Origin of the sequence: Bradyrhizobium sp. LB8.2 (genome assembly GCF_040548035.1) — a bacterium.
Classification (GTDB): domain Bacteria; phylum Pseudomonadota; class Alphaproteobacteria; order Rhizobiales; family Xanthobacteraceae; genus Bradyrhizobium.
The window spans coordinates 123,096-138,335 of record NZ_JBEPQV010000012.1 but is presented as its reverse complement, the minus strand read 5'-3'; the positions used below and the strand labels follow the sequence as shown (position 1 = coordinate 138,335).

Sequence of the window (15,240 nt, the reverse complement as noted above, 5' to 3'; positions counted from 1 at the left end):
CGAGAGCGAGTTCAAGCTGAAGCGGCCTCCCTCTGACGAACCCTTCTGCGGTCCCAGCCGGAACGAACTCGTCTCACGGCTATCGGCCTCATCGCGGAGTCGCTTGCTCGAAAGATGCGAGACAGTGCCCCTGAGCAAGGGGCAAGTTCTCTACGATCGTGGTACTCTTCTTCGCTACGCTTTCTTCATCGAGTCGGGCGGATGTTCCGTCACGACACGTGCGGGCGACTGCCTCCCCGTAGAGATCCATACGCTCGGGATGAAGGATTTTGTCGGTGTGCCGCTGGTCCTCGGCATGCAGGTGTCGCCGCACCGCTGCAGCGTACGAGTGCCGGGTCAAGCGTTACGCATCCAGTCCGAGCAGCTGATCTTTCTGATCAAGCGAGAGGTCGAACTTGAAAAGCTGCTTTTGGGCTATGTGCAGGCGATCCTGATCCATAGTTCGCAATTATCCGCCTGCAACTCGAGGCACACGCTGCACCAGCGCCTTGCGCGGTGGCTGCTGGTCGCCAGCGACCGGCTCGGGTCTCGCGAGGTGCCTTTCACGCACAGTTACATAGCGAATGCTCTCGCGGTCAGGCGCGCCGGAGTTACGGTCGCGCTCGGGGATATGGTGCGCGAAGGAGTGATCAGATGTCGCAGGGCAGGGATAGTAGTCACGGATGTAACCAGACTGAAGGCAATGTCGTGCGATTGCCAAAGCATCATTCTCTCGGCGCACGACCGCTCTTATACGGTGCCGCCCCTTCGCATTGCGTATTCGTAAACAGTAGTCCCGGCGACGGTCGAGCTCAATGTACGGCAGCGAACAGTGTTCAGACGTCATTGGAGCGCGTTGGCGAACGTAGAGTCGAAAAATGACATCTCAAGAGGGCAAGATTCGAGCCGATACCGAGGTCCTGGTGGCGGCGTTGGAGGAGGCCCAACGACTTCTTGCCGCCCGCGAGAACCCTTACTGCAATCGTACCAGAGACGACATTGTCGCCATGGTCGAGTTCATCATATGCAACCCATCCGTCACACGAGCAATGCTTCGGCAAAAGATGCGCAGCCGCCTCAAGCTAGTGGGATAAACCTCGCGCGGGAGCGCACCTCGAATGCGGTCAAACGAAACTTCCGATCGTCAGGGGAGTTGACGATGATCCAACAACACTAGGAGTTATCGTCATGAAGACACCTCTCTGCATTCTTACAGCCGCGATGTTGCTGGCCACCCCGGCCATGGCGCAGTCGCCCCAGAACAACGCGACGACCGCGGCGCCGAACATGCAGTCGACAACTGGTGCGACGGCTTCCATGCACAAGGACGGCGAATGGCGAGCATCGAAGCTCGTCGGTGTGAACGTCTATAACGACAGCAACGAGAAGATCGGCGACATCAACGATCTGATCCTGGATTCGAGCGGGCGAGTTGCGAACGTGGTGATCGGAGTGGGAGGATTCCTTGGAATGGGCGAGCACAACGTCGCCGTGGGATTCGATCAGCTCAAATTCGCCAAAGAACCGGTGAAGACAGCGTCCAACGATGGCGCTGGAAAAACCGGCAGCGCCAGTTCGATGAACACGACGGGGAGCGCATCATCGTCGGCCAACCGAAGCGACAATTGGTATCCGGACCACGTGGTGCTGAACGCAAACAAGGATCAGCTGAAGAAGATGCCGGAATTCAAGTACTGAGCCGACTTCGGCCGATAGCTGATCATGCTTATCGGCGGCGGTGTCATCTGAGATGACGCCGCCTTTTCGGCCGTCTTTCGTCCGGCCGGCCTATGTTTGCGGTAACAAGAAAGCAGCCTTGAACTTCCGTTTTGAATCGATCAGCTTGCGTCTCGCTGGCGAGGTCGACGATGTCTGATGAAGCACTGCCGCAAGATGTGAAGGAGTTGGTCCGCCGCTACATACATTCCGTGGCGCAGCTTGAAGCGTTGTTGTTCTTCCATAGGCGGCCTGGCGAGCGCTGGGACGTGGAGTCTCTCGCTGCACGCCTTTACGCGGGCAAGATCGAGATGGCAGATGCTCTAAGGTCCCTCAGGAGAGATGAATTCCTGGACGATGAGGCGGGACTCTATGTGTTCGCGCCCCGACCCGAGTTGCGGCCTGTGGTAGATAGCTTGGCGAAGGCCTATTCACGGCACCTGATCCCGATCACACATATTATCCACAATAGCCCGCGCCGTATCCAGGCATTTTCAGATGCTTTCAGGATTCGAAAGGACTAGTCATGGCTGCGGTGATTTACACGCTTTGCGCGATCACGAGCGGCTTTTGTACTTGGCTGCTCGTTCGGGCGTACATCGGTAATCGGTCAAGGCTACTCCTATGGAGCGCGGTCTGCTTCGCGGGTCTGACTTTAGAAAATGTTGCACTATGGATCGATAAGATCGTGTTTCCTCAAATCGACCTTTCCGCCGTGCGGCTGTCGATCGGCCTGTTCGCCATGGCGGTGCTGCTTATCGGCATGGTTTGGGAGGCCGAGTGATGGACCATCTGGATCCCGTTCTTTCAGGTGCGACGGCATTCGCATCGCTGCTGGCGAGCATATATTTCCTGAAGTTTTGGCGTAAGACGGGCGACACACTTTTTTTGTTCTTTGCCGCGGCGTTTGCGATTGACGCCGTTGCGAGGTTTATCCTGGCAGTGGTGCAAGTGACGAATGCGAGTGAACCAGTCTACTTCATCCCGCGCCTGATCACGTTCAGCCTGATCGCGCTTTCTATCGTCGGCAAGAACGCGCTGCCGAAGAAGCGGAAGTGAAGCTCGCGGAAGATGGCTTACGAGACCAGTTCGGTGCGCAAGCCTACAACCGATTCCACCCGTGGAGATGAACCGGCACAACAGGTCATTGCATCATCTCTCTTGCGACGTTTTGACCATCGATCACATGGATCAATCTCGGAACGCGGCTCGCGTCTCGCCGTTTGCACTTCGTTGAAGCAGAAGGGATCTTATGATAGCTACGAAGCCCATGATACTCGTAACGGCGTTGATGTCGATCGCATGCACCCCAGTGCTTGCCGCTCCCATCTCGCCGACAGCCATCACACAGGATGCTCAAGTCCAGCAAGTGCAGTACCGGCACTGGCACGGCCACGGGGGCCAGCGCTGGGGCGGAAGGCACAGGCATCACTATGGCTCTGGCGCCGCAGTGCTGGGCGGGCTGGCGGCTGGCGCGGTCATCGGAGGTGCGATTGCCAACAGCCAGGCGCAGGCGAATGCGGATGCATACTGCTCCCGGCGATATCGCTCGTATGACCCTCCGTCAGGAACGTATCTAGGGAACGATAGAATGCGGCATCCGTGTCCCTGACTTGCGGGAGGTCCCAGCGCAGTGAACCGCTAGGGGTCTACTCCGCTGGCCTTTGCGCCGACGATTGGCGATTTGTCACCGTGCCGAGGCAGCATTTTGCGGAAATAGTCGTCGTAGTGCTGCCGCGCAACGAAACACGGTACAGTTACGTACCAAAGGCCGTTGGGCCGCCCCGCCGCCGCTTGCTCGCGGGCGGCGATACGCGCTATTGCGCTTGGGGGGCAGCCATCATGATGAGCAAATCGAGTCGAACGGCACTCAATGTGTTTCCGCAGGCATACTGCCTATCCTGCGAAGAAAGCACGCCCCATCAGCATGAACGACTGGCAATCCGAGGAGCGCAAGTGGCCCGCTCGATTTGTCTCGCCTGCAACAATGAGCACACCGGTTTTGAGCCGCACAAGCAACTCGCCAGTCCGACCTAAGGGCCGCCGTTCTGGGATCTGGCAATTGTTTGCGCAATGTTGCGCATCGAGATCGGCGCAGTCGGTGGGTCGCCCCTATGGCTGCGCCCGCTCGAAGGCTCGACTAGTTGTCTGCGGACGACCGGGGTGACCTCGGAGTGCTGCCGATATCGTATAGGGATTTCTTTCGCTATGGCTTTTTCGGCCTGGCGGTGGCTGCGGTGGTGGCGTTCGGCATCTCCCCGTTCACCGGAGGAATCGTACAGCAATGGTCGCGAAGCGATGTTGAAGCCAGATCCAAACTGGTCTTCAACACCATCCAGCCTCTGCTCAACCGTGATGTAGAAGACCATGCGTGGGACCGGCTTTCGGACCTCTTCAAGAGAGTGGCGCTTGATAAGAAAATCCTGGCAGTAGGCTTTTGCGACCCGGAAGGGACGCTGGTGGCGCCAACGCCGGAGATGCCCGCGAACTTCTCGTGCGAAAAGTCAGCTGCAAGGTCTGAGAACGACAGTTTCACCAGCATAGTCAGCGGCGGGCGGCGCATTCTTGTTGCTGCGTTTCCGGTCACGAGCAGCCGAGGTCGCTCTTACCTGGTCATTCTGACCGACCTCAGCTTCGCAGCGGCGCGCTCCAGTCAGGTGCTGGCGTATCTCCTTGCCGCTCTTGCCGGGGTCGTCCTGGTCTTGACCGTCGGCACGATCATATTTGCCGTCCTCATGATGCGCGGTTGGATGGACGCCTTGCGACGCGCGGTTGAGGAGGTGCGTCGAGGCCCTCAGGGAGGGCCGATACAGCTCGGAGGCTCGTCTATTGATCGCGAAATTCACAAGCTGTTGCGCAATGCCGAACACGCTACGGTTACAAGCCAGATCGAGTGGACGCCAAAATCGCTTCAAGAGGTCCTGCAAAGCGTGCTTCCGGGCGCCGAAGTTCTCGTCGTTTCCAATCGGGAGCCATACATTCACAACGGTTCGGAAGATGGACCTGTGGTGCAGAGGCCGGCGAGTGGCTTGGTCTCGGCACTCGAGCCGATCATGCGTGCCTGCGGTGGCACGTGGATCGCACACGGTAGCGGCAGCGCAGATCGGGAAACGGTCGACGAGAACGATAGAATCCGCGTGCCCGAGGCAGCTCCGGCATACACGCTCCGGCGCATCTGGATTTCCGAAGAGGAGCAGGACGGATATTACTACGGTTTTGCCAATGAAGGGCTCTGGCCGCTCTGCCACATCGTCTTCGTGCGTCCCACATTCAGGTTCAGCGATTGGCAAATGTATCGCCAGATCAATCAGCGCTTCGCCGACGCGGTCGTTGCCGAGGCACGCACCGAGGATCCGGTCGTGCTGGTCCAAGACTATCACTTCGCACTCGCTCCGAGAATGATTCGCGAACGCTTGCCGAAGGCAACAATCATAACCTTCTGGCACATCCCATGGCCGAATGCCGAGACGTTCAGCATCTGCCCATGGAAGGCGGAAATCATCGCAGGTATGCTCGGTAGCACAATCGTTGGTTTTCACACCCAGTTTCACTGCAACAACTTCATCGAGGGTGTCGATCGGTTTGTCGAAAGCAGGATTGATCGCGAAGTACAAACGGTCAGCCTCGGCGGGCATGAGACCAGAATACGTGCCTATCCAATCTCGATCGAATGGCCGCCAAGGGAGCTGGAAAAGCTGCCACCTCCCGCGGAATGCCGATCCGGTATCATCTCGCAGTTCGAGTTGGCGGAAGGAACGAGACTGATTGTCGGTGTTGAACGCTTCGACTACACCAAAGGCATCCTTGATCGCATGCGGGCGGTCGATGCGCTTTTGTTGCGAGATCCGGCCTGGAGGGACAGGGTTGCCTTGATCCAGGTCGCAGCACCGACGCGTAGCAAACTCAGCTCGTACTCGAAGTTACAAGCTGAGGCGGAGGCGCTCGCTGCCGAAATAAACGAGCGGCACCACGGTCGCCAACCCGTGATGCACTTGATCGCGCGGCACTACGAGCCGTCAGACGTGTTCCGGCTGTTTAGAGGAGCCGATGCCTGCGTCGTCAGCAGCCTGCATGACGGAATGAACCTAGTCGCAAAGGAGTTCGTTAGCTCGCGAGAAGACAACGCTGGGGTCCTTATCTTATCGAGCTTCACTGGGGCGTCACGAGAATTGTCCGAAGCTCTCATTGTCAATCCCTATGACGTCGAAGAAATGGCATCGGCGATCGAGCTTGCACTTACCATGCCAGCGGAGGAGCAAGCCGAGCGCATGAAGCTCATGCGACAGCAGGTGAAGGAGCATAACGTCTATCGCTGGGCAGGCGCGATGCTGGTGGACGCAGCGAGAAGTCGCACCCGCGAGCGGGTTCTTGGTCTGGCCACTAAGGCCCGTCAGGGCCTGAAGCCGATCTGAGCGGGATCTCTCAAAAGGCGGTCTTCGAGAAAATCGGTAACCAAAGCGTACTGTTGGTTCTTTCCAAAAACGAACAGCTCGGTCGCACTCTCGTGCTCGCGACTTTTTGCTCCTTGATGTGGAGGAAGGCGAATATGAACATCCTGATCGGAGCTGCTATGCTTGCGGTAGCAGGCATTTTGATCTTCATTGGGCTTCCCGATCGGACCGGCGAGCAACCGAAGTTCCTGCGCTTTGAACCAGCGCTGGTTCTGTATCCTCCAATTATTTTGTCGTTCATAGGACTCGGCGCTGCGGGCCTGATTTCGGGCCTGCTAACTAGATAGCGCCTCTCGAGACATGAGAGAAGCACCTCCTGATCTGCCAATCGCAAGCATGGCCGCTGCGTAGTCGGAGAGCCAAAAGCCATGGAAGTTATGCGCAACGCCGATGCCGCCAATCCAGAGGGGTGTAGCCTTCCGAACTCTAGCCCGCTGGAGTTTCGAAACCAGGCGATTAGCGCCGGCCGAGCATCCTATGGGTCTGCAAACCGGCCCACAAACCCAAGTTTCGAGAGTCGATTGACCGATCAACAGCGGAGTGGTGTCAGATCAGCGGGAGCCGCGACGTAAAAACGGCGGCGGGGTCTGGATGGACAAAGGCTTCGTGCCGAGCACCGCCTGAAGCCCAGCCGACAGAGGTCCCGCCCCGATCACTTCGGCCTTGGCACAAAGCCTTTGCCACCGCATTTCGAGCACCGCCTCGGATAGATTTTCGGCCTGACTCAGGCCGCCGCACCGGTAAGGATCCGGTCCCGCTGCAAGCCTCGCATTTGGTCTCGTCCACCCGGTCCTTCGTCATGTTTCGCCGGCCGAGGAGAAGATTGCCGCAGGCGGAATGGTTCGGGGCGCCGGCAGCCCCCGTTTCGCGATTCCGTTTGCTTTGGGCATCGTACCGCTTCGCTCAGATCGAGTAGTCGCCGTCGTGTGATCCGCCTTCTCCGCCAGATCGCGGGCACGCTGCGCAAACCCTCTGTAGAACTCTTCCATCACGCCACCCCGCAACACCAACCAGAGCGGGATTTCAGTACGTCGGTAAGGTGCCGTCAAGCGCTCGAGCGAACGAGTGCCACCCAAGAGCACGGATGATGCAGCCGTTGCGACTAATCCTCTCCACCGCCCATTCCCGGCAGGCCCTGTTCCGTCGTCGAAGGTTGAAATGCCGCCCGTGCGACGTATAATGGGGCTCGGGTGTTCGCTGTATCGGCAGCGACAGGAAGAGCGATGGTCGGGCCGCCACGCGGAGATCCTGCGCCCGTGAACCACAATCCTCCGTTTCACGATCTGCCGAAAGCCCAGCGGCTGGCCGAACAGGCCCTCAACACCCTTCAGCGGTTCCTGCATGTCGAGGCCGTCAGCGGTGCGGTCCTGCTCGCTGCCGCCGCCGCTGCACTGATCTGGGCGAACTCTCCGGTCGCTCATAACTATCGGGATTTCTGGCATCTTCCCGCGACCATCGGTTTGGGGGAACTCGTCTTTTCACGCTCGTTGCACTTCTGGGTCAACGACGTGCTGATGACCGTCTTCTTTCTCGTCGTTGGCATGGAGATCCGGCGCGAAATTCACGAAGGCGCACTGAGCAGGTTGGACCAGGCCATTCTGCCGCTGATCGCGGCGGCCGGTGGCGTGATCCTCCCGGCACTGATCTATCTGAGCCTCAACGCCGGTCCGGATCGCGGGCAGGGCTGGGCGGTGCCAACGGCCACGGACATCGCGTTCGCGGTTGGAGTTCTCGCCCTGCTTGGACGAAGAATCCCGGTCAATTTGCGGGTCTTCCTCCTTGCTCTTGCGATCATCGACGACATCATTGCGGTCCTGATCATTGCTCTGTTCTACACCGCAGATATTCAGCTTGGTGGCTTCGTCATCGCGTCGGTCGGCGTTCTCGCAGTTCTGTGCTTTCAGCGGATCGGGTTCGGGTCAGCGCTCTTGTACGTCTTGCCCGGTTCTTTGGTTTGGATCGGGTTCATGACGGCCGGAATCCATCCTACCCTTGCGGGTGTGGTGCTTGGGCTGATGACTCCGGCGCGCGCAATTCCTTTGCGGGAGCCACCGCTGGAAATGGTGTCTCGCGTTGTGAAGCAGTTGCGAAGCAGCGATGCGGTCATGGAAAAGGATCCGCACAGATTGGCGCAACCGCTGCGAGACCTTCGCGTGGCTCACCGGGAGATGTTGCCGCCGGTCTCGCGGGTACAGATGGCACTGCATCCGTGGGTGGCTTACGGCATCATGCCGATCTTCGCGCTGGCAAATGCCGGGGTAGGCTTGACGAACACCAACCTGCCCGCCGGCGGTCAGTGGGTGATGCTGGGCACTGCGCTGGCTTTGGTCGCCGGGAAACCACTCGGCGTCGTTGGCGCGACCTGGGCGGCAGTGCGACTCGGCTGGTGCCGGCTCGCTCCGGGAGTTTCGTGGACCGGGGTCTGGCTGGTCGGGCTGCTGGCTGGCATCGGTTTTACGATGTCCATCTTCATCTCCATGCTCGCCTTCGCGGATGAAGGATTGTTGACGGCCGCCAAATTGGGGGTCCTCCTCGGCTCGCTTCTCGCGGCCATGCTCGGCCTCGGCTGGGGCTTCAGCAACGCCCGACGTTTGTGAAAGTCTAACCGATGCCCTTTAGAGCTCCGCATGTGTCGTTCGTGTCGTTCGCCGTCGAGATATTGTCCTCGGGGGTCACTCAGGTGATGATCGTGGAAACGGACCTGCACCTCAATCCAAGGCATCCCGCCTACGATAGGTCGGCCGTGACGCAACTGATCGCAGCCGCACAGGCCTACACGAATGCCAATGTGGAAGGCCCTTCTTCCATTCGGCTCGTCTCGACCCGCAGCGGGGAAATTTGATGCGTATCATTCGGGCATCAGTCGCCTCACTGATGGCCGATGCCGGAGCGGCTGACCGGGGCCCGCATGGGAAGCTAAGCAGGGTGGACCGACAAATGGAAAAGGCCCGTGCGGCGCCGTAAGGCCTGGACCGACAGGGAGGAGGCTACACTCCTGGAGATGCGGGCCGCTGGGGCGTCGTGGGAGGCGATCGCCGAAACGCTGGACCGCACCAAAATGTCGGTCGAGGTTCGCGCAGCGGAGATCAGGCGTCGCAATCCCGGTGTTACTTCTGAGCCGCGGGGCAGATGATCGACAGGCTGTTCTATTTTCCCCGACGTGCTCGGCAAGGGCAGCATTGCTGCGGCTGCTCGGAAATGATTGGTGACCAAGATGAAACATGTGCCGTCGTTGCTGGGCGTCGTCGTCCTGTTTTGCATCGTCTTCTTCCTGACGAGAGTGTCTCTTTCAACGCCTCAACTGGCAGCTGGCATTTGCATTGCTCTACTCGTCTATGCCGCCACCATGGCCTGGCATATCCGCAACATCCTTCGGTGATCGAGAGAGGCGGCGAAGGGGCTGAGCAGCCAATGCCCCAGGTCTTCGGAGTCCTGGAGCAGCGACCGGCCCTTAGGCCGTCAGTCGAACCGGCAATCGCGCCAAGGCGCGGATGCCAAGCCGCTTGTGCCACCTGATGTCTTCGGGCCGCTTGGCAAGCCGCAAGTCGGGAAAGCGATCCAAGATACGCTGAATTCCTATCGATGCCTCTGCACGCGCAAGCTGGAAGCCGAGGCAAAAGTGCACGCCGGTGCCGAAAGAAAGGTGCGGATTGGGGTGGCGCGTGATGTCAAACGTGTGGGGCTGCTCAAACCTTGCGGGGTCGCAGTTCGCCGCAGCAAGAAATGCCGCGAACATCTCGCCGCGCCGGAACTGACGTCCTTGCCAGATCAGATCTCGGGTCGCGAAACGGGGCTTGGTCATCTGCACGGGAGAGACGTAACGAAGACATTCCTCGATGCATGTCGGCATCAGGGCCGGGTCTTGGCGCAACCGGCTCGACTGGTCCGCGTTGGTGAGCAGCGCGTAGAGACCGCCCGCTATGAGATGCGTGGTGGTTTCCTGCCCTGCACCGAAGAGCAGGAAGATCATGGAGACAATTTCGTCCTCGCTGAGCGTTTGGCCTTCGATTTCTACCTCGCGCAGCGCAGCGATCAGGCCCTCGGGCCGGGCCCCGCCGCCGGGTCTCGAAACGCGCCGAAGGTACCGGACAACGCTGATCACGCCGGGGATCGCGCGTATCACCGCAAAGACATTCGCCGTATCCTTCAGCCCGCCCAACCAGTTCTTGAAACGGTCGTGATCCTTCTCCGGCAACCCTAGCATCGCGCAGATTACCGAAAGGGGCAGATCTCGGCAGAACTCGGTCATGAGATCGGCCTCGGGCTTGCCGTCCAACTTGTCGAGCAGCCGATCAGCCATCTCAACGATCGTGGGCTTGAGGACTGCAATCGTTCGCCTCTGGAAGGCGTCATCAACGAGGGCACGCAGGCGACGGTGCTCCGGATCGTCGTGGCCGAGCATGTTCGACGCAAGGAGGCCGAGCGTCCTCGGAAGAACTTTCAATATCCGCTCCTGCGTCCTGCTTCCGGCGTTTGCGGGATCGCGCGCGAAGTCCTGGCTGTTTTTCAACAGTTCCGCGCAGCTCTCATGACTTGTCGCGAGCCAAGTGCGGCCGACGATCGGCAATCTCAAGCGCACCACCGAGCCTTCGGTCCGCATGCGGTCGAGTGTCGCAAAAGGGTTGGCGTGGAACTCCGGAGATAAAATGTCGAACCGTCGCTCGTCGGTCATGTTCGTTTCCGCGCTTCTGCTTGTTGGGGGTACAAATTGAGCGGTGCTCCGTCCTTCATGCCGCGCTGGTGCGGACGGGGCGGCGCCGCTCTGCCGAGGGGATGCATCCCTGGAACGACACACTGAAAAGAACAGGGAACGTAGGTCCCCGCCTGGATCAAGGGCGTTGCGTGGATTGTCGGGCAAGGATAGGCACGCGCGACGCGTATGCCGCAGCGCAGGGCCACAGGGGAGCGTTGGCTCTGAAGAGCAAGCGGGTCCATTCAAACTGCCTCGACGCGCGCGCCGTGCGTTCAGTGAAAGTATTGGAACTGCAGAATGTAGACCGCCGCTCCGGCGAAGTATCCGAGGAGCGCGAGTACGCTAATGTTTCGCATGTACCAGATGAACTGGATCTTCTCGATTCCCATCGCGGCAACTCCAGCAGCGGAGCCGATGATCAGTATCGATCCGCCCGTTCCGGCGCAGTAGGCGATAAATTCCCAAAGGAAGCTGTCCGGTGGATACTGGCTCATTCCATACATCCCCATCGACGCTGCGACCAAGGGAACGTTGTCGACGATCGCGCTGAGCAGCCCCAACGCAAGCACGATTGCGTCGGTGCGGCCGATGCTTTGATCCAGCCAGGCTGCAAGGGCGGCGAGAATATGGGTGTGCTCCAGCGTGGCAACAGCCAGCAGAATGCCCAAGAAGAAGACGATTGAGCTGAGGTCGATCTGGGTGAGAGCGTGCGCCACGGTCAACCGCCTCCTCTCCTGCGGCTGCTTCTGGCGATGAATGATCTCTCCGACGAGCCACAATGTTCCCAAGCCGAAGAGGATGCCCATGAAAGGCGGCAGGTGGGTAACAGTTTTGAACGCTGGCACCAGGATGAGGATGGCAACACCGAGAGTGAACATGACGTTTCGTTCAAAGGCCGGCGTGAAAGCGTCGACGCTGCCCTCCAGCTTGGGAGTCGCGAAAGTTCGCCCGCGCAGCTGGTAATTCACGATGAGCAGCGGGATCAGCATGTTTGTTACGGAGGCGAGGAATAGCGTCTTGACTATGGCGAGAGCGGTGATCTGGCCGCCGATCCACAGCATGGTCGTGGTGACGTCCCCAATGGGGGACCATGCGCCGCCTGCGTTCGCAGCGATCACGATCATAGCGACGAACAACAACCGATCACTCTTCTTGTCCAGCAGCTTCCTGATTAACGAGACCATGACGATCGTGGTGGTGAGATTATCCAACGCTGCGCTCAGAAAGAACGTTACGGCGCAGATGAGCCACAGCAGGGTCGTCAACTTCTTTGTGTTGATCTGCGAGGTGATGATCTCGAAGCCGTCGTGGGCGTCTATGACCTCGACAATGGTCATAGCGCCCATCAGGAAAAATATGATCCCTGCCGTCGAACTGATGGTCTCGCGGAGCTGATCGGCGATAGCTTCGTGGTCGGCTGCCCCCACGGCATACATCGTCCAGAGCAGGCCGGCGCCAAAAAGGGCAGAAGCTGATTTCTCTATTTGGATCGGGTGCTCAAGCGCTATAGCGGCATAAACCACAACGAAAACGACTACGAGTGCGACCAGCAAAACGAGCCTCCGAATCCGGATTTCGTGGGGATCATGCCCGAACCGAACTGCGCTAAGAAGCCTCATGTGCTGAAAGGCCGCGGTCCAGTATTGTTGGTTCGGGAGAATAAAATGCCTCAACCAAACGGTAGCAGATCAAACTTGTGGGGCTCCCGCGCGAACGGCCCCGTCGGCTGGATTGTCACCGTCGTATCCGTTCTGATGTTTGTCGTGGCCCTGTACGTGTATGCAACGAGTGGCCCACGGACTTCGCCTCGGAATGGGACGGGCAGATCAAGTGATCACTCGCCGGCTCGTCTCTCAGCACCGAGCAAGTAAGGCCCTAGCAACTACTTGGCGTTCCAAAATCGTTCGCCGCAGGGGCATTGCTCAAGCCGGACAAGCAAGAAGCTTAGCAATGTGCCGCATCGGCCGAGGCCGTTTCGGCAAGCTCTACTCGCAAGTTCCCGCAGCAACAGCCTGATCTTGTGAGCCGCGATATTGGCGTCGTTACCTGGTCAGCAGGCTCGAAATGAGCGCCGCCGCGCCGAGTCCGATGAAACTCAAAATGATGGGCGGGTAGAGCACCAACGCCGCTTCGAAGCGCAAGAATTTTGGATGCTCGCCAGCCTTGTTGGGGCGACCGATGAAGATGAGCACTGCTGCGATTGCCAACATCGCAACTCCGGTCCAGATGTTCATGTCCGCTTCCTCCCGTGACGCGGGAAGCAGACCGACCCCATCGTCAGAGGGCAAGTTGGTCAATGGTCGCATCCACGGCCTGACATGCGCGGCTCATATAGCGTCAGAACGGTCCCGTCGCATGCAGAGGTGTCGAGCAGCGGGTCAGGATTCCTGACGCAGACGCATCGCACAAGTCCGACTTGCTGGACTAGTTAATCTAGAAAAGATTTTAGAATGGTGGCGGGAGTCCCGCAAGTATGCGCATGGCCATGGAAGCTCACCATCAAAGTGCGTACGGTACGGACCATGGTCAACGCTGCTGCCGCGGAGGGCGTATTGCCAACCGGGTGCGCATCTGCCGATAAAGGACAGACCGCCGCAGTCGCCGCCGTTGCACGGCTGCTTGACGAGCAATCTCCAGCAGATCTAGCGAGAGAAGTGGATTATCTCACAGGCCGCTTCGGCCTGGTCGTTTGAGGTTTGCCGCCAGGCGATCGACGCGCCGCGACCTCCAAGGCCACGAGGCCGAAGGCGGAGAGAGCGATAAGCATGACGAGTAGCAGCAGGCTGCCGTACATTCAGATGGCTCCTACCGAGCTGCTCCTGTGAGGAGCGCGTGGTTCAACAACGTGCGGCGTCGACGTCGCAGGTAGAGTGAAGTTGTCGATCAAGCAAATTGCACATGCGGACATAAGCAGGCAGTTGTGTGTACGCAGGTAAGGCCCAGGCCTGCAGCCCGAGCCTTGCCGGCATCTACACGCGAGTTTTCTCGGCTCTACGGCGGGGTAGTTTCTGATACTGCGCAAAAAGTTGCCGGTCGGGGCGCCCTCAAAAAATACGTTTCTCACGGGAGTCTCCACGAACGACACTTCGGGCCAAACGGAACGTAGTGATTGGCAGCTCGCCAGGCAGTCGGGAGATCGCTTGTCGCCCGTCAGGAAAATCCTGACTATGAAGACCTCCGTTCGGGCGAGGAAGGTTCGGTCAAGTGGCTCAAAGTCAGAACCTCAACTGGCAGGTGGCATCTGCATTGCTCTACTTGTTTATGCCGCGACCGCGGCTTGGCACATTCGTAGGCTCATTCGGTGATCAGGCTAGGGAAGCGCGGCGTCTCGGCGACCTAGCGCAACACTGCCGGTGGATGTGCGGCAGCACGAAGGGTTTGGTGCGCTGCACGATGGTAATCGCCCGAGGAGTGGGAGTATGCTTCGACGTCTGCCAAAGACGGCGCTCGAACGCCGCACACAATTACGTCCAAGGATGGAAAGGCCGCTCTTCGGGGCGGCTTTTCTGTGAGCACGGGGGTAAAGCAAATGCATCTGAAAGTCCCTATCGACCTTGACACGGAAAGGTCGCGCAAGAGGGCCGTGTGGTTGCGTCAACTAGCTGAAGGGGCGGCTCACCCGCAATTCGCTGAAAAGCTCAAGGATCTGACGGAAGAATATAACGGACTTGCCGAACAATTAGCACATGAGCGCCAGTAGGGCCGTCTCGCGACCGCCTTCTGGAGATGCTTGTCAATCGGCGTTCAAATATTGCAGGCCGAATGACACGTTGAGGCTGAATGTTCGGCCGGCGGACATCGGTGGCATCCTGAAGTCGGGGCGACATCTTCATCGGGACGCATCCGCTCGGGAGACGAGCGCCGGAGCTGATGTTCGACACGAGCCGCCTGCTAGAGCGCGAGCGACCTCGCCGCGCTGGCCGCGCGGGCTGCCTGCTTTCCGGATTGGAGTGCCGCGAGCGCCTTTTCCTTTTCGGTCAGGGCGCGGGAAAGGCATCGCGAGGTGCGCGTGGACTTGGGAGAGACCAGGTCTTCGGCCATGACATCGTGGCTGCTCCCGCCGAGCAGGGAGCCCACGACCGCACGCATGACGGGCGCGCAGACGCCGTTTCCGATGACCTTTACCTTGTCCCTGCGAGTGCCGTGATCGAGCAGGAATTTCACGCCTTCGCCGTTCTCGTCCTTCAGATGTGTTAGGCCCATCGCGCGCTTGAGCTCGGGAATCTGCAGCATGCGCAGGGTGGTTTGTCCGTCGATCCACTGCACGAGACCGAAGCGGTCGAGCGTCGTCAGCGTGCGCAGCGGCCGGTCGAGCCGCTGCCAGCCGCCTGCGCGGTCGGAGCCGTAGTACACGATCAGGAAGTCCTTCTTGCGCCCGAGCTCCGCGATCCCGCGCTCGAC

Annotated in this window: 16 protein-coding genes; 12 read left to right on the top strand and 4 right to left on the bottom strand. The window is 59.4% G+C overall.

Translation table 11 applies throughout. The features are described from left to right. Positions 1–124: 124 nt before the first annotated feature. From ABIB06_RS17110 to ABIB06_RS17060, 11 genes are all read left to right on the top strand, one after another. Positions 125–766, top strand: a complete 642-nt coding sequence (locus tag ABIB06_RS17110) for a Crp/Fnr family transcriptional regulator (protein ID WP_354052794.1) — start codon at positions 125–127, stop codon at positions 764–766. 401 nt (positions 767–1,167) lie between these two features. Further along, entirely contained in the window at positions 1,168–1,677 is a 510-nt protein-coding gene (locus ABIB06_RS17105; protein ID WP_354052796.1) for a PRC-barrel domain-containing protein, read from the top strand. Between the two features lie 170 nt (positions 1,678–1,847). After that, the gene (locus ABIB06_RS17100; protein ID WP_354052797.1) at positions 1,848–2,219 is read left to right on the top strand and encodes a hypothetical protein; all 372 of its coding nucleotides are present in this window, start codon (positions 1,848–1,850) and stop codon (positions 2,217–2,219) included. Positions 2,220–2,221: 2 nt separating this feature from the next. Next, entirely contained in the window at positions 2,222–2,479 is a 258-nt protein-coding gene (locus tag ABIB06_RS17095) for a DUF5985 family protein (RefSeq protein WP_354052799.1), read from the top strand. Continuing rightward, positions 2,479–2,754 (top strand): DUF5985 family protein, encoded by a 276-nt coding sequence (locus ABIB06_RS17090; RefSeq protein WP_354052801.1) that lies wholly within the window; start codon positions 2,479–2,481, stop codon positions 2,752–2,754. Before ABIB06_RS17095 ends, ABIB06_RS17090 begins: the two co-directional genes overlap by 1 nt. 193 nt (positions 2,755–2,947) lie before the next feature. Next, entirely contained in the window at positions 2,948–3,307 is a 360-nt protein-coding gene (locus tag ABIB06_RS17085) for a BA14K family protein (RefSeq protein WP_456663722.1), read from the top strand. A 532-nt stretch (positions 3,308–3,839) separates the two neighbouring features. Continuing rightward, the gene (locus ABIB06_RS17080; protein WP_354052803.1) at positions 3,840–6,107 is read left to right on the top strand and encodes an alpha,alpha-trehalose-phosphate synthase (UDP-forming); all 2,268 of its coding nucleotides are present in this window, start codon (positions 3,840–3,842) and stop codon (positions 6,105–6,107) included. A 134-nt stretch (positions 6,108–6,241) separates the two neighbouring features. Next, complete coding sequence (locus tag ABIB06_RS17075) at positions 6,242–6,433, top strand: hypothetical protein (protein ID WP_354052805.1); 192 nt, start codon at positions 6,242–6,244, stop codon at positions 6,431–6,433. Positions 6,434–7,369: 936 nt separating this feature from the next. Next, positions 7,370–8,743, top strand: coding sequence for a Na+/H+ antiporter NhaA (gene nhaA / locus ABIB06_RS17070; protein ID WP_354052807.1), 1,374 nt, complete (start codon positions 7,370–7,372; stop codon positions 8,741–8,743). 41 nt (positions 8,744–8,784) lie between these two features. Beyond that, positions 8,785–8,988, top strand: coding sequence for a hypothetical protein (locus tag ABIB06_RS17065; RefSeq protein ID WP_354052809.1), 204 nt, complete (start codon positions 8,785–8,787; stop codon positions 8,986–8,988). A gap of 363 nt (positions 8,989–9,351) precedes the next feature. Then, positions 9,352–9,525, top strand: a complete 174-nt coding sequence (locus ABIB06_RS17060; RefSeq protein WP_354052811.1) for a hypothetical protein — start codon at positions 9,352–9,354, stop codon at positions 9,523–9,525. A gap of 72 nt (positions 9,526–9,597) precedes the next feature. Here the strand turns inward: ABIB06_RS17060 and ABIB06_RS17055 are convergent, their stop codons facing one another. The 3 genes from ABIB06_RS17055 to ABIB06_RS17045 all read right to left on the bottom strand — a co-directional run bounded on the left by ABIB06_RS17055 (position 9,598) and on the right by ABIB06_RS17045 (position 13,073). Beyond that, complete coding sequence (locus ABIB06_RS17055; protein WP_354052813.1) at positions 9,598–10,818, bottom strand: cytochrome P450 family protein; 1,221 nt, start codon at positions 10,816–10,818, stop codon at positions 9,598–9,600. Positions 10,819–11,111: 293 nt separating this feature from the next. Beyond that, positions 11,112–12,392: a sodium:proton antiporter NhaD gene (nhaD, locus tag ABIB06_RS17050; RefSeq protein WP_354052815.1), complete on the bottom strand. Its 1,281-nt coding sequence runs from the start codon at positions 12,390–12,392 to the stop codon at positions 11,112–11,114. A gap of 489 nt (positions 12,393–12,881) precedes the next feature. Then, positions 12,882–13,073: a hypothetical protein gene (locus ABIB06_RS17045; RefSeq protein ID WP_354052817.1), complete on the bottom strand. Its 192-nt coding sequence runs from the start codon at positions 13,071–13,073 to the stop codon at positions 12,882–12,884. A gap of 1,295 nt (positions 13,074–14,368) precedes the next feature. Here ABIB06_RS17045 and ABIB06_RS17040 point away from each other — a divergent pair. Continuing rightward, a complete protein-coding gene (locus ABIB06_RS17040) occupies positions 14,369–14,539 on the top strand; it encodes a hypothetical protein (RefSeq protein ID WP_354046126.1) in 171 nt (56 codons plus the stop codon). Between the two features lie 191 nt (positions 14,540–14,730). Here ABIB06_RS17040 and ABIB06_RS17035 read toward each other — a convergent pair whose 3' ends face one another. Next, entirely contained in the window at positions 14,731–15,192 is a 462-nt protein-coding gene (locus ABIB06_RS17035; protein WP_354046128.1) for a hypothetical protein, read from the bottom strand. Between the last annotated feature and the right edge of the window lie 48 nt (positions 15,193–15,240).

What these genes read in the sequence shown, in the direction of transcription:
- ABIB06_RS17095 (WP_354052799.1), top strand. Translation starts at nt 2,222, where the DNA reads ATGGCTGCGGTGATTTACACGCTTTGCGCGATCACGAGCGGCTTTTGT.
- ABIB06_RS17045 (WP_354052817.1), bottom strand. Translation starts at nt 13,073, where the DNA reads ATGAACATCTGGACCGGAGTTGCGATGTTGGCAATCGCAGCAGTGCTC.
- nhaA (WP_354052807.1), top strand. Translation starts at nt 7,370, where the DNA reads ATGGTCGGGCCGCCACGCGGAGATCCTGCGCCCGTGAACCACAATCCT.
- ABIB06_RS17105 (WP_354052796.1), top strand. Translation starts at nt 1,168, where the DNA reads ATGAAGACACCTCTCTGCATTCTTACAGCCGCGATGTTGCTGGCCACC.
- ABIB06_RS17085 (WP_456663722.1), top strand. Translation starts at nt 2,948, where the DNA reads ATGATAGCTACGAAGCCCATGATACTCGTAACGGCGTTGATGTCGATC.
- ABIB06_RS17075 (WP_354052805.1), top strand. Translation starts at nt 6,242, where the DNA reads ATGAACATCCTGATCGGAGCTGCTATGCTTGCGGTAGCAGGCATTTTG.
- ABIB06_RS17040 (WP_354046126.1), top strand. Translation starts at nt 14,369, where the DNA reads ATGCATCTGAAAGTCCCTATCGACCTTGACACGGAAAGGTCGCGCAAG.
- ABIB06_RS17090 (WP_354052801.1), top strand. Translation starts at nt 2,479, where the DNA reads ATGGACCATCTGGATCCCGTTCTTTCAGGTGCGACGGCATTCGCATCG.
- ABIB06_RS17100 (WP_354052797.1), top strand. Translation starts at nt 1,848, where the DNA reads ATGTCTGATGAAGCACTGCCGCAAGATGTGAAGGAGTTGGTCCGCCGC.
- ABIB06_RS17055 (WP_354052813.1), bottom strand. Translation starts at nt 10,818, where the DNA reads ATGACCGACGAGCGACGGTTCGACATTTTATCTCCGGAGTTCCACGCC.